Origin of the sequence: Mariniflexile sp. TRM1-10, assembly GCF_003425985.1 — a bacterium.
Classification (GTDB): Bacteria; Bacteroidota; Bacteroidia; order Flavobacteriales; family Flavobacteriaceae; genus Mariniflexile.
The window spans coordinates 4,044,370-4,058,621 of record NZ_CP022985.1 but is presented as its reverse complement, the minus strand read 5'-3'; the positions used below and the strand labels follow the sequence as shown (position 1 = coordinate 4,058,621).

The window sequence follows — 14,252 nt, the reverse complement described above, 5'->3', positions numbered from 1 at the left end:
TGATGCCTACCTTTAAATCGAAGCAACAAACAACTCCTTCTCCTTTTTTAAGGGAAGGTGGATTTGATTTCCCGAAAAGAAATCAAAGACGGAAGGGTAAAACGACTTTCACAAAACAAAACCCCCAACCAGCTTGTCAGTTCGAGTGCGCAGCGTATCGAGAACCGTACCTAAAAGTAAATAAACCAGAAGTTAAAAGTTATGAGTTAAGAGTACGCCCAAGACCCAAGACACAAGATACAAGACCTAACCAATAAACAATAGTTAGTAGTGAACAACCAATTAAACAATTCAACGATTCAACAATAACAACCTCCATGTCAGTCTGAGCGCAGTCGAAGACCTAATCAATAAACAATAGCCAATAATAAATAGTCAATAGTTTAGTGGTCAACAGCCAATTTAAAAAAGTCTAAAATTCAAAAATCATCAATCGTTAATCGTTAATCAAAAATCCAAGACCCAGCTTGTCAGTTCGAGTGCGCAGCGTATCGAGAACCGTACCTAAAAGTAAATAAGCCAGAAGTTAAAAGTTATGAGTTATGAGTTAAGAGTACGCCCAAGACCCAAGATACAAGATACAAGACCTAACCAATAAACAATAGTCATTAGTCATTAGTCAATAAACAATAGTTAGTAGTGAACAACCAATTAAACAATTCAACGATTCAACAATAACAACCTCCATGTCAGTCTGAGCGCAGTCGAAGACCTAATCAATAAACAATAGCCAATAGTTTAGTGGTCAACAGCCAATTTAAAAAAGTCTAAAATTCAAAAATCATCAATCGTTAATCGTTAATCAAAAATCCAAGACCCAGCTTGTCAGTTCGAGTGCGCAGCGTATCGAGAACCGTACCTAAAAGTAAATAAGCCAGAAGTTAAAAGTTATGAGTTATGAGTTAAGAGTACGCCCAAGACCCAAGACACAAGATTCAAGACCTAACCAATAAACAATAGCCAATAATAAATAGTCAATAGTGAATAGTGAATGGTCAACACCCAATTAACCAATTCAACGATTAAACAACAAAACCCCACCACCAAAAGCCATCCAACAACCAAAATCTGAATTTCATCGGAAAAATCATAACATTGATATAATAGTTAACATATCTAAATATATTTTTACAATCTTTGCCCAGCTATTAATCATTCCAAATCTAAAAATGACCGAACAACAATTAAAAATACTAAGTAATAAACGTGTTCTTATTACTGGCGGAGCAGGTTTTATAGGGTCCAATCTATGTGAAACCCTACTTAAACACAAGATAGAAGTCGTTTGTCTGGATAATTTTTCAACAGGAAAATTAGACAACATCAAACCCTTTCTCCAAAACAGTCTTTTCCAATTGATGGAAGGCGACATAAGAAATCTAGAAGATTGCAAAAAAGCCTGTACCCAGGTAGATTATGTGTTACACCAAGCAGCCTTAGGTTCAGTACCACGATCCATTAACGATCCTATCACAACCAACGATGTGAACGTATCTGGGTTTTTAAATATGCTGGTCGCAGCTAGGGATGCAGGCGTTAAACGCTTTGTTTATGCAGCAAGTTCATCAACCTATGGCGATCATGAAGCCTTGCCAAAAGTAGAAGACACTATAGGAAAGCCACTTTCCCCTTACGCCATAACCAAATATGTAAACGAATTATATGCCGATATTTTCCACACCACCTATAATTTCGATACCATTGGTTTAAGATATTTTAATGTTTTTGGAAAAAGACAAGACCCCGATGGCGCCTATGCGGCGGTCATACCAAAATTTGTACAGCAATTTATAAACCATGAATCCCCCATTATCAATGGCGATGGAAGCTATTCCAGGGATTTTACCTATATTGATAATGTCGTACAAATGAATCTGAATGCCTTAACGACCACCAATAAAGACGCTTTAAATACCGTATATAATGTAGCCTATGGAGAGCGCACCACACTTTTGGAATTAGCGACCCTATTAAAAACGTATTTATCGAACTTCGATAACGCTATAAGTACTATTGAAATAAAACATCGAGATAACAGAATGGGAGACATCCCCCACTCGTTAGCCTCTATAGACAAAGCCAAAAACTTACTAAATTACAACCCCAAATACGATATCAAAAACGGACTCAAGGAAGCCGTTACTTGGTACTGGGAACATTTGAAGTAGGTGTTGGGGGTTAGTTGTTAGTTGATGGTCAAACAAATAGACAAATCAATAGTAAATAGAAAATAATCAATAACAAATGTCAGTCTGAGCCTTTCGACTGCGCTCAAGATAAACTAAAGTCGAAGACCTAGTAAATAAGCAGTAGGCAATTCAAATTAAGAATTATGAATTATGGATTAAGAATTAGAAGTTGTTCAAAGGTTAACAAATAAACGAATCAACGAATAAACATTATAAAATAGGCAGTAAGCAGTAGACAATTCAAATTAAGAATTATGAATCAGAAGTTGTTCAAAAGTTAACAAATAAACAATAAAAAATAATCAATAATCAATAATCAATAAAAACAGTAAATGGCTAGTAGCCAACAGTTAGTTGTTAATAACCGAATAAACAATAAACAATAATCAATAGTAAATAATCAATAACAAATGTCAGTTCGAGTGATTTTCGAAGTATGAGAAAATCGTATCGAGAACCTTAAACCTAGAACCAAAAACCCATAACCAAGAAATGAAAACTATCAAAATCGCAATCATAGGCTTAGGCTACGTGGGCTTACCACTTGCAAGACTCTTTGCCACAAAATACAATGTAGTAGGTTTCGACATCAATCAAAAAAGAATTGACCAACTACAAGAAGGCAACGACGTCACCCTAGAAGTAGAACAAGATATCCTTAAAGCAGTTATAAAAAACACAAACAATAACGAAAACGGTCTATTTTGTTCAACAGATATAAACGCTATTAAAGACTGCAACTACTATGTGGTAACAGTGCCCACCCCCATTGATAAAAACAACCGCCCCGATTTAACACCCCTATACAAATCCAGCGAAACCGTGGGCAAAGTCCTTAAACAAGGTGATATTGTAATTTATGAATCCACTGTATTCCCTGGGGCTACAGAAGATGAATGCGTGCCAATACTGGAAAAAGTAAGCGGTTTAACATTTAACGTCGATTTTTTTGCAGGCTATTCCCCCGAGCGTATCAATCCGGGCGATAAACTACATACCGTCGATAAAATATTAAAAGTCACGGCGGGTTCCACCCCGGAAATTGGTAAAAAAGTAGACACCCTATACGCTTCCGTTATTACGGCAGGCACCCACTTAGCCCCTACTATCAAGGTGGCAGAAGCAGCAAAAGTCATTGAAAATTCACAGCGTGATATAAACATCGCCTTTGTAAACGAATTGGCAAAAATTTTCAATCTCATGGATATCGATACCCATGCCGTATTGGAAGCCGCAGGCACCAAATGGAACTTTTTACCATTCAAACCAGGTTTGGTAGGCGGACATTGCATTGGGGTCGATCCTTATTATTTAGCACAAAAAGCCCAGGAAGTGGGATACCACTCAGAGATTATTTTGGCAGGGCGACGCGTTAATGATGGTATGGGACAATATGTAGCCGGGCAAGTTATAAAACTCATGCTACAAAACGATATCCGCATCAAAGGCGCCAACATATTGGTGTTGGGCATCACCTTTAAGGAAAACTGCCCCGACGTGCGAAACACCAAAGTTGTCGATGTCATTCACGAACTTAAGAGTTATAGCACCAACCTAACCATTTATGACCCTTGGGCAAACCCCGAAGAAGTCATGCATGAATACAACCTTGAAACCAAAACCCAGTTACCCAATACCCAATACGATGCCATCATCCTAACCGTAGCACATCAAGAATTTTTAAGCATCAACCTTAAAGACCTCTTGACCCCCAACGGCATCCTATACGATGTGAAAGGGGTTTTAACCGAAGCGGTAAGCGGAAGGCTTTAAGCAACACAAATAAAAACCAAATCGCCATACTGTGAGTCAAATAAAAAAAGGAGCCTTATTAAATTACACCACTATATTTTTAACCAATGTAGTAGGGCTTTTTATCACACCATTTATTTTAAACCATATCGGCAAAGCCGAGTATGGAATTTATACCGCTATTGGGGCACTTGTTGGTACCATTTCGGTATTGGACTTAGGGCTTAACAATACCATCGTTCGGTTTGTAGCTAAATACAAAGCCGAGAAAGACAGAAAAGGCGAAGAAAACTTTTTGGCAACCACCATGCTTATTTATGGGGCCATTTCATTAACAGTGGTGCTTATTGGGGTTCTATTTTATGGCCATATAGATACCTACTTTACAAAAATGAATGCCGAGGAGCTCCGCATTGCCAAAACCATTTTTATACTCCTTATTTGCAATTTAGCCATTGGCTTACCGGGAGGCAGTTTTACAGGTATTTGCTATGGCTATGAAGTTTTTGTATTTCCCAAAACAGTTAATATCATCCGCTATATTTTACGAACCATAACGGTCGTGGCTGTATTAACATTAGGAGGAAAAGCCATTGCACTTGTAGTAATCGATACGGTATTTAATGTGCTTTTTTTAATAGTCGAAATATATTTTGTATTTTTTCATCTAAAGGTTCGATTCAAATTACATGAGTTTAAACTAAAATATGTAAAGCAAATTTTTGGCTATTCCCTTTGGATTTTTGTATTCGCACTGGTAAGCATGTTCCAATGGAAAGCAGGTCACTGGATTTTAGGAAGCATCGCTTTACCTGAAGTGCTTACCATATACGGTATTGGCATTGTACTGGGCACCTATTATGGGTCGTTTTCAACTGCCATATCCAGCGTGTTTTTACCCCGTGCCACCAAAATGACCGTGGGCAATGCCACTGGCGAAGAATTAACATCCATGATGATTAAAATTGGCCGCATATCATTTATAGTACTCATGTACATTTTTGGTGCATTTTTACTATTTGGAAATCAATTTGTCTATTTATGGGTTGGTAAGGAATTAGGTGTTGAAGGTAGCCACGAAACGTGGTTAATAGCCTTATTGATAATGATAGCCTATACCCTACCTTTGGTTCAAGGGTTCGGAAATTCAATTCTAGAAGCCAAAAATAAATTGTCATTTAAAGCTATTTTGTACCTGTCGTTTTTGTTTTTAGGGGTTGTTTTAGGGGCTTTTTTAGCAAAAACCTATGGAGCTCTAGGCATGATTACGGGTACGGTTACAGGTTGGTTTATCGTGCAAAATGTTATGAATTTTTATTACCATAAAGTAATAGGACTTAATATTATTCGATTTTTTAAAGAATTATTTCACAAAACCATACTCATGGTCATAATAATAATTAGTTTAGGCTATTTAATAAATTTAATACCTGGCGCTGGTTGGATTAGTTTCGCTGTTAAAGCTATATGTTATTCCGTCATGTATGCGCTTTTAATGTATAACTTTGGTCTTATCAATTTTGAAAAAGAATTGTTCAAAAGTTCAATAGCACCAGTTCTAAAAAAATTTAAATTATAATGCTAACATTAAATAAAATAAAATTTACTGATAACGGAAGGAAAGTCATATATGATTATTCTGTTCATGATACTATAAAAAAATATTTCAGCAAAGAACATCTGCTTTACGCAAAATACAATGTTGATGTCAGTCAGGTGCCTTTAAGTATCTTAATAATTCCCTTCCTTTCAAATGTATTACCTATTTCTTGGTTTGCTAATTTTGATATTGAAGTGCCAGAGTTGGATGACGATTTTTATAATGCGGTCATAAAAGTCAAAGCTGAATTTCAAAAACAATTTTCAGATTATGAGTTGTTAGGCAATTTACATTCCCAAAAATTAGTATCCAATCATATTGAGGGAAATAAAACAGCCATGTTGTTCAGTGGTGGTGTGGACGCATATGCTACCTACATCAGAACCCATGAGCAAACACCGGATTTGATCACTATCTTAGGTGCTGATATAGAAATAAAAGATGAATCGCAATGGAAAAGTTTTACGTCTTTTATAGAAAACGAATCGCTTTTAAAGGAAAACAAAAAAGAATACATAGAAACCAATGTAAGAGAGTTTTATACTTATCAAGTAGAATTATTGCTTAAAGACATTGGCTGGTGGGGAATTGTGCAACACGGATTTTCCTTAATTGGTTCTATCGCTCCAATTTCTTATCTAAATTCATATAAAAACATCTACATCGCTTCTTCATATACCAAAGAAATAGATATAGCATGGGGTTCAACTCCGCAAATAGATGAAAAAATTAGTTGGGCAGGTATTCAGGTGCATCATGACGGCTATGAACTTAAACGACAAGACAAAGTCGATTTAATTACTAAGTTTTCTATTGATACAAACAATCAATTTAATTTACGAGTATGTTATTCTGAACTAAGAAGTGGATTTAATTGTAGCAATTGTGAAAAATGTTTCAGGACCATATTAGGAATTATTTTGAATGGTGAAAACCCTAATAATTATGGGTTTTCTGTCGACAAAAATATATACGAGAATATTTTTAAAATATTAAATCAGTACGGAGCTAGTACTGGTATGCAATATTTTTGGCAAGAATTAATGGAAAAGGCCAAAGCCACAAATAATTTTTTTGTTTTTGAAAACAAAGAAATAGAAAACAAACAACTAGATAGAATAAGAAATAGCGAACTGGATAAGCTTATGCAAAGTAAAATAAACAGTCCAAAGAGATTCACTGAAAAATTTAAATTTGTTTTAAGAAACAAATATCCTTGGTTAACTACATTATATAAAAAAATAAAATTATGAAATACGGTTTACTTAACTACATAGAAAATCAAAAATATTTCAATGTTGGTGATAATATTCAAAGTTTAGCAGCTAAACAATTTTTACCTAAAGTTGATAAATATGTAGATCGAGAATCTTTAGCTGACTATGATGAAGAACCTGTTAAACTAATAATGAACGGTTGGTTTATACATAACACTCAAAATTGGGTGCCTTCAGAAAAAATCAAACCATTATTTGTTTCCTTCCACATGAATAATACAGCAGCACCAGCAATGCTAAGCGAAAAAGGAATTGCTTACCTAAAAAAGTATGCGCCAATAGGCTGTAGAGATCAATTCACAGCCGATACCCTAAATTCCAAAGGAATTGAAGCTTACTTTACAGGTTGTTTAACTTTAACGTTAGACTCTTATAAAGTTGATGATTCTGAAAGAGGAGACGATATTTATATTGTAGACCCTTTGTATAGCTATCCTAGTAATCAAAGACTTTTTTACAGTTTACGGTCAACTATAAAAAGTGTTTTAAACGGAAAAGCTTTTAAATTGAATAAAAAAAACAAACATCTTAAAAACTTTATTAGTGAAGATTTGTTGAAAAGTGCCATATATATAGATCAAGAACCTTTAAATACAATTTCTGATGCTGAAAAATTTGAGATGGCAGAAAGTGTATTAAAAAAATATGCAAAAGCTAAATTGGTAATTACCTCAAGAATTCATTGTGCTTTACCTTGTTTGGCTATGGGAACACCTGTTATTTTTATAAATGGTTTCGATAAATTTGTAGATTCATGCAGGTTTGATGGTATTTTAGAATTATTCAATCGCCTCGATGTTAATAGTGAGACAGGAGAATATACTGCTAATTTTAACTTAGAAGGTAAAATAAATAAAAATACTATGGTAAAAAATCTAGGTTTGCACCATAAACTGGCAGAACCTTTAAAAGAAAAATGCAGGAAATTTGTTGCAGAATAAATCTTTTAAAAACAATTTAAATATTTCATTTTGATGCTTGTGGAATGTCAAATTACAGAATGTAAAGTTTGCAAAATAAAAACACCTATTGGTTTTCATTTAAATCAATAAATGATAACAAGTTATGAATAAAATAATTTTTATAGTAAATTCAAATAAAATTCATTTATACATATGGAAATGCATTGAACGTATAAACAATGAAATTGATAATGTTAGTATCATTATTTTAATAGACAAAAAGGTTAAAACACTAAATAATTGCTTATTTAATCCTATTGTTAATTACGTAGACAGCAAATTCAGTAATCTAAAAAACAACCCTTTAGATTTAATAGACATAAACACAATCTTTATTAACACGAATATTAAAATAATAAATACGGTTGATGGGTTGGAATTTAGTGATTGGGTTATTTGTGAAGATAAAAATTATGACTATACTTCTTTAAAAGAATATGTCAAAAATGGGGTTTTACTTTTAGAACTAAGTCAGGATAAGCTTATCACTGAAGTATTACATAAACCCTTAGTAACATTAAGCATAGCATATAATAATTTAGAATCGGAGAAGTGGCAAAAAATTTCGGGAATAGCTCTAAAAAATGAATTAGGTTTAAAGAATAATACCTATAAAATATTGCATAACTATTCTATTTATTTAGTTAAATTTTTAAAAAATGCAACTAATTTTGAATTAGAACCGGTCCCAAATACTAAAATTTTTGAAAACCTAAATATTTCAAAATTTAGTATTATAATTTATTACATAAAATTGGTGTTTAAAATCTTCATTAGGAAGATAAAAAAAGAACAGTTAAATTGGAAAATAGGAATTAAAAAGGATGGTAAAACAACTCTTTTAAAGCAGCCTAAAAAATCATTTTGGGCAGATCCTTTTATAATTAAAGCAAATAACGAAAATTTCTTTGTTTATTTTGAAGAATTAAAAAGCAATAATTTAGGAAAAATATCTTGTGTTGAACTAAACTCTAATCTAGAGATTGTCAGAAAAGAAGATATTATTAATACTGACTACCATTTGTCTTTTCCAAACATTTTTTTTAAAGAAGATAATTATTATATGATTCCAGAAAGCAGTCAAAACAATACGTTACAGCTTTTTGAATGTAATCAATTTCCATTTAAATGGGATTTTAAAACGAACTTGATGGAAAACATAAAATTATTAGACGCAGTATGGATTTATCATAATGATTTATATTGGATTTTTGCTAATAAAATAGAAGACTTTGAACATGATAATAATGAGAAGCTATACCTCTATTACTCAAAAAATTTATTTTCAAATGATTGGAAACCACATATTAAAAACCCGATAATAACTGATGCTAGTTTAGCAAGGAATGCTGGAGGGTTTATTATAGAAAACGGAAAACTAAAAAGAGTGTCACAAAATTGTATGAAAGGATATGGACAAAATATAGTTATAAATGAAGTTAAATTGTTAACTAAGGAAGACTATTATGAAGAAAAAACAAGTGAAATTTTACCTCAGAAAGGTTTTATTGGAATGCATACTTTAAATAAGCTCAAAAATATGGAAGTTATGGACTATTTAGTTAAAGAATAAATATATAATTATAAGTCATTTATTCTTTAAAATCTTAAAAAACAATGGTTAAATCTGTTAAGTTACTATACATAACAAATCAAATATGTGGCCCTGGAGGTTTAGAGCGTGTATTGTCTATCAAGGCTTCTTATTTAGCCGATAAGTATGATTACAAAATACACATTCTTACATTAAATCAGGGTGAAAAAGAGGTGTTTTATACATTTAGCAAACACATTGTATATCATGATATTTCGGTAAAAGGAAACCCCATTCAGTATTTAAGAACATATAGAAAAGGTATAAAAAAAGTAATAAAAGAAGTGGCACCAGATATTGTTTTGGTTTGTGATGATGGCTTAAAGGGATTGTTTTTACCCTTACTTATTAAAAAGCCCTGCCCCATGGTTTATGAGCGCCATGTTTCCAAAAACATTTCAATTAAAAACAAAAAAACAGTCATAAACAAAATCAAAAAACAGGTCCTATTCAAAATAATGGATTTTGGAGGACAATTTTATGATAAATTTATTGTACTAACTAAGGGGAACACCAAAGAATGGTATTTAAAAAATATGGAAGTGATCCCCAATCCTTTATCTTTTTATCCTATAGAGCAAAGCGACTTAAAAAATAAAAGGGTGTTGGCAGTTGGTAAACAAAGCTACCAAAAAGGCTATGATCGCTTGTTAAAAAGCTGGAAACTGGTCCATGAAAAAAATCCCGATTGGGAATTGGATATTTATGGCACAAAAGACAACTCTGAAAAACTGGAAGACTTGGCTAAAAATTTAGGTATTTCCAATACGGTGCATTTTTATGACCCTGTAAAAAACATTGCTGAAAAATACCGAGACGCCTCTATTTACGTCATGTCATCACGCTATGAGGGTTTTGGGATGGTATTAACGGAAGCCATGGCTTATGGCGTGCCCTGTGTGTCCTTTGATTGCCCTTATGGTCCTAGTGATATTATAACGAATAACATCGATGGATTTTTGGTTCCTAACGGAGACACCAAGGCGTTGGGTGAAAAACTAAATGCTTTAATTGAAAATGATACTTTAAGACGTGACATGGGAAATAAAGCTAAAAAAAATAGCGCGCGCTACTTACCCGAGAAAATCATAAAACAATGGGATGGTCTTTTTAAACAATTAATGAAAGATAAGCTATCATGAAGATTGTTTTTATAATAGACCAAGTATATTTACATGGGGGCATAGAACGAGTACTTTCCATTAAGGCAAATGACCTTGCGGCTATAAAAGAAAACACCGTGTATATAGTGACTTCAGAACAAAAGGACATGGAGCCTTGCTACAGCTTTAATTCCAACATTGTTTTTAAAGATTTAAAGATTAATTATAATAGGCTCATATCGTATTTTCATCCAAAAAATCTATTAAAAATCCCTAGGCACATTTTTAAATTACGCAGCGCTTTAAATGAAATTAACCCAGATGTAGTGGTGGTTTGTAGCCACAGTGTCGATACTTATTTTATACCCTTTATAAACAAAAACATCCCCAAAATAAAAGAGTTTCATTTTTCAAAATCCATTGAAGACGTACACAGACAAAAATCCAGCAAATCAATGAAAAAGTATTTTTTAATGTTTGCCGATTTTGTAGAGTCAAAATACGATAGATTAATCGTATTGAATCCCGACGAAGCGACCTATTATAAAACGGATAATGTGGTCACCATACCAAATCCCTTAACATTTTACCCCGATACGGTTTCTAAATTAGATACCCTCGTTGCCATTGCAGCTGGAAGAATAGCCCCTGTTAAACAATTTGAGGTATTAATTGATATTTGGGAACAGGTCCATACAAAGAATAAAGAATGGCAATTACACATCTACGGTACGGGTGACACCCATTATTTAGAGAAGTTACAAAAACGAATACATGATAAAAATCTAAACAATCATGTCTTTTTAAAAGGCCCTACTAACAATATACAGAGTAAAATGCTAAGTTCATCGCTTTTTGTAATGACATCTGCCAACGAATGCTTTCCTTTGGTATTATTAGAAGCGCAAGCATGTGGCTTACCTATTATTTCTTTTGATTGTCCTAATGGTCCTAGAAACATCATTAGTAATGATACTGGTAAATTGATTGACCCCATGGATATAAATGGGTTTTCGGAAGCTTTACTGGAAATCATGGCAAACCCTAATAAAAGAAAAGCATGGGGCAAACAAGCAAGAATACATGCTGCAAATTACAGCGTTAAGGATATAATGCACCAATGGATGGCTATGTTTAATAAATTAACCGAAATTAAAAAATGAGAACGCTCCTTTTTACTTTATATAAAGTAGTATTACTTCCACACCTTTTACTCTATTTAACAAGTAAAAACAAGGGGGTTATAGACCAAGACTTACGACGTTGGGCAGAAGCAAAAAGCATCCATAAAAATAAAGGGGAGCTCCTACTCCATTTTTTGGCACATTCAAAAGATTTTAGAACCATTTTTTATTTCAGAATACAAAATTCTTTAATTTACATTTTAAATATATATTGTAGAAAAGAACGGAATTTTACCATAGATATAACTACAAAGCTTGCAGGTGGCATCCTGACAGGCCATCCTTATTGTACCATTTTAAATGCGGAGTCTATTGGCGAAAACTTTTATGTTAATCATCTGGTAACAGTAGGCGAAGTCAATGGAAAAAGGCCTACTATTGGCAACAACGTATCTATTTATACAGGTGCTATTGTTATTGGAGGTATTAAAATAGGAAATAATGCAGAGATAGGTGCTGGAGCTGTAGTGGTTAAAGATGTACCTGAAAACGCTATAGTGGTTGGAAATCCTGCTAAAGTGATAAAAATAAAAACAGTTTAAATATAGTTCGGTTGATTCTATGGAAAGCAGCATAATTCCTATACAATACTATTACGATTTATACATCAATTTATGCTTGTTTGGTGTATTATTCACCTTGCTGCATACCTATGTTTTAAAAATGGATGATAAAAAAAATATTCTATTTATAAATACTTTAGGATTGATACTTTTAGTGTTTATTATATTTTTTATTGGACAAAGACCTATAACATCCAAATATGGTTTTGGAGATACAATTAATTATTTCCATGCATTTAACTTATATAGCTTGGGAGAACCTATTGCCGATGCTAACGATTGGGGTTGGCATGTTTTCATGAAAAGTTTGTCCACTTTAGTATCAGCTCATACATTTTTCACAATTTGTTCTTTTTTATATGTATTTCCATTATATAAAATATCAAAAAACTTATTTAAGGAATTTTGGTATTATGCATTTGTCATGTTTATAGTTTCATTTTCATTTTGGACCTATGGAGTTAATGGTGTAAGAAATGGGATTGCGGCGTCCATTTTTCTTTGGGGATTATGTTTTCGTGAAAAGAAAATAATCATGAGCTTATTTTTTTTATGGGCTATTTTATTTCATAAAACATTACTGCTCCCTATTGCTGCCTATCTTTTAACCTATTTTTATAACAATCCAAAAGTTTATCTGAAGGCTTGGTTATTATGCATTCCCTTATCATTAGTAATGGGTAGTTTATGGATAGCTTTATTCACAAGCTTAGGATTCGGAGATGACAGATTAGCTGATTATCTAACACCTGAGGATGCTAACGTCGGTAATAGTTTCAGGTGGGATTTTTTATTTCATAGTGCGTTTGCCGTGGTTGCAGGTTGGTACTTTATTTATAAAAAGAAATTTGAAGATAAATTCTACTTTCAACTTTTAAACACTTATTTAATTTGTAATGGATTTTGGATTCTAGTGATTAGGGCTGATTTTTCAAATCGGTTTGCCTATTTGTCTTGGTTTATGATGGCTTTAGTGATTATTTATCCATTCCTTAAACAAAATTTCTTTAAAAATCAGCATCTATTGATAGGCAAAATAATTCTGGTTTATTTTGCTTTTACATATTTTATGTCTTATATCTATTATGGGTTTATTAAATGATTAAAATGCAAGCAATGAAGTTAATTACCGTATTCACGCCTACTTATAATAGAGCGTACTGTTTAAATCAAGTATATCAAAGCTTGATATCTCAATCAAATCAAGATTTTATTTGGTTAATTATCGATGATGGTTCAACAGATAATACGAAAGAATTGGTCAACTCATGGATATTGGAAAACAAGATTGAAATTCAATATCACTATCAGGAAAATCAAGGGATGCATGGGGGTCATAATGCAGCATACCGTTTAATTGAAACCAAATTAAATGTATGTATTGATTCGGATGATTATATGCCTATTGATGCCGTTGAAAAAATACTGTTACATTGGGAAAATATTAAAAATAAAGCTGAATATGCTGGTTTAGTGGGCTTAGATATTGATAAAGATGAAAACATAATTGGCACAAAAATACCTCAGCATATTAAATCAACGACGCTTTATGAATTGTATAATAAATATGGTGTTAAAGGGGATAAAAAATTAGTATATCGTACTGAAGTTGTAAAAAAGTACCCACCATACCCTATTTTTAAAAATGAAAGATTTGTACCCCTTGGATATTTATATCAACTGATAGATCAAGACTATAAGTTATATCCTGTAAATGAGGCATTTTGTATTGTTGAATATATGCAAGATGGGTCTAGTATGAACATACTAAAACAATACCGAAGACACCCTCAAGGTTTTGCCTTTTCTAGAAAAAGCAGAATGCAATTAGCTAAAAATTTTAAAGACCAATTTAAAAATGCCATTCATTATGTATCCAGTGCACTATTTACAAAAAACAGTAAGTTTATTTCAGAATCACCAAAAAAACTTACGACAATTCTGGCGATTCCTTTTGGAGTGGTATTAAACCTGTACATTCGATACAAAACTAAAAATGATTTTTAATGGCAGCCATTAGAGTATTAC

The 14,252-nt window shown here is 32.8% G+C and carries 11 protein-coding genes; all 11 read left to right on the top strand.

Going from position 1 to position 14,252, the window contains the following annotated elements; translation table 11 throughout:
• The first annotated feature begins 1,169 nt into the window (after positions 1-1,169).
• The gene (locus CJ739_RS16860; RefSeq protein ID WP_117177417.1) at positions 1,170-2,168 is read left to right on the top strand and encodes an SDR family oxidoreductase; all 999 of its coding nucleotides are present in this window, start codon (positions 1,170-1,172) and stop codon (positions 2,166-2,168) included.
• A 513-nt stretch (positions 2,169-2,681) separates the two neighbouring features.
• A complete protein-coding gene (locus CJ739_RS16855; RefSeq protein WP_117177415.1) occupies positions 2,682-3,962 on the top strand; it encodes a nucleotide sugar dehydrogenase in 1,281 nt (426 codons plus the stop codon).
• A 31-nt stretch (positions 3,963-3,993) separates the two neighbouring features.
• A complete protein-coding gene (locus CJ739_RS16850; RefSeq protein ID WP_117177413.1) occupies positions 3,994-5,520 on the top strand; it encodes a lipopolysaccharide biosynthesis protein in 1,527 nt (508 codons plus the stop codon).
• A complete protein-coding gene (locus CJ739_RS16845) occupies positions 5,520-6,794 on the top strand; it encodes a hypothetical protein (RefSeq protein ID WP_117177411.1) in 1,275 nt (424 codons plus the stop codon). Before CJ739_RS16850 ends, CJ739_RS16845 begins: the two co-directional genes overlap by 1 nt.
• Positions 6,791-7,759 carry a polysaccharide pyruvyl transferase family protein gene (locus CJ739_RS16840; RefSeq protein ID WP_117177409.1) on the top strand — a complete coding sequence of 323 codons (969 nt, stop codon included), beginning with the start codon at positions 6,791-6,793 and terminating at the stop codon, positions 7,757-7,759. Before CJ739_RS16845 ends, CJ739_RS16840 begins: the two co-directional genes overlap by 4 nt.
• Positions 7,760-8,153: 394 nt before the next feature.
• Positions 8,154-9,353, top strand: coding sequence for a glucosamine inositolphosphorylceramide transferase family protein (locus CJ739_RS16835; protein ID WP_162880254.1), 1,200 nt, complete (start codon positions 8,154-8,156; stop codon positions 9,351-9,353).
• A gap of 44 nt (positions 9,354-9,397) precedes the next feature.
• Positions 9,398-10,516, top strand: coding sequence for a glycosyltransferase family 4 protein (locus tag CJ739_RS16830; protein ID WP_117177405.1), 1,119 nt, complete (start codon positions 9,398-9,400; stop codon positions 10,514-10,516).
• Positions 10,513-11,640 (top strand): glycosyltransferase family 4 protein, encoded by a 1,128-nt coding sequence (locus CJ739_RS16825; protein WP_117177403.1) that lies wholly within the window; start codon positions 10,513-10,515, stop codon positions 11,638-11,640. Before CJ739_RS16830 ends, CJ739_RS16825 begins: the two co-directional genes overlap by 4 nt.
• A complete protein-coding gene (locus CJ739_RS20720; RefSeq protein WP_117177401.1) occupies positions 11,637-12,203 on the top strand; it encodes a serine O-acetyltransferase in 567 nt (188 codons plus the stop codon). Before CJ739_RS16825 ends, CJ739_RS20720 begins: the two co-directional genes overlap by 4 nt.
• Positions 12,204-12,222: 19 nt before the next feature.
• Positions 12,223-13,326, top strand: coding sequence for an EpsG family protein (locus CJ739_RS16815; RefSeq protein ID WP_117177399.1), 1,104 nt, complete (start codon positions 12,223-12,225; stop codon positions 13,324-13,326).
• A 14-nt stretch (positions 13,327-13,340) separates the two neighbouring features.
• A complete protein-coding gene (locus CJ739_RS16810; protein ID WP_117179082.1) occupies positions 13,341-14,231 on the top strand; it encodes a glycosyltransferase family 2 protein in 891 nt (296 codons plus the stop codon).
• Positions 14,232-14,252 lie beyond the last annotated feature (21 nt).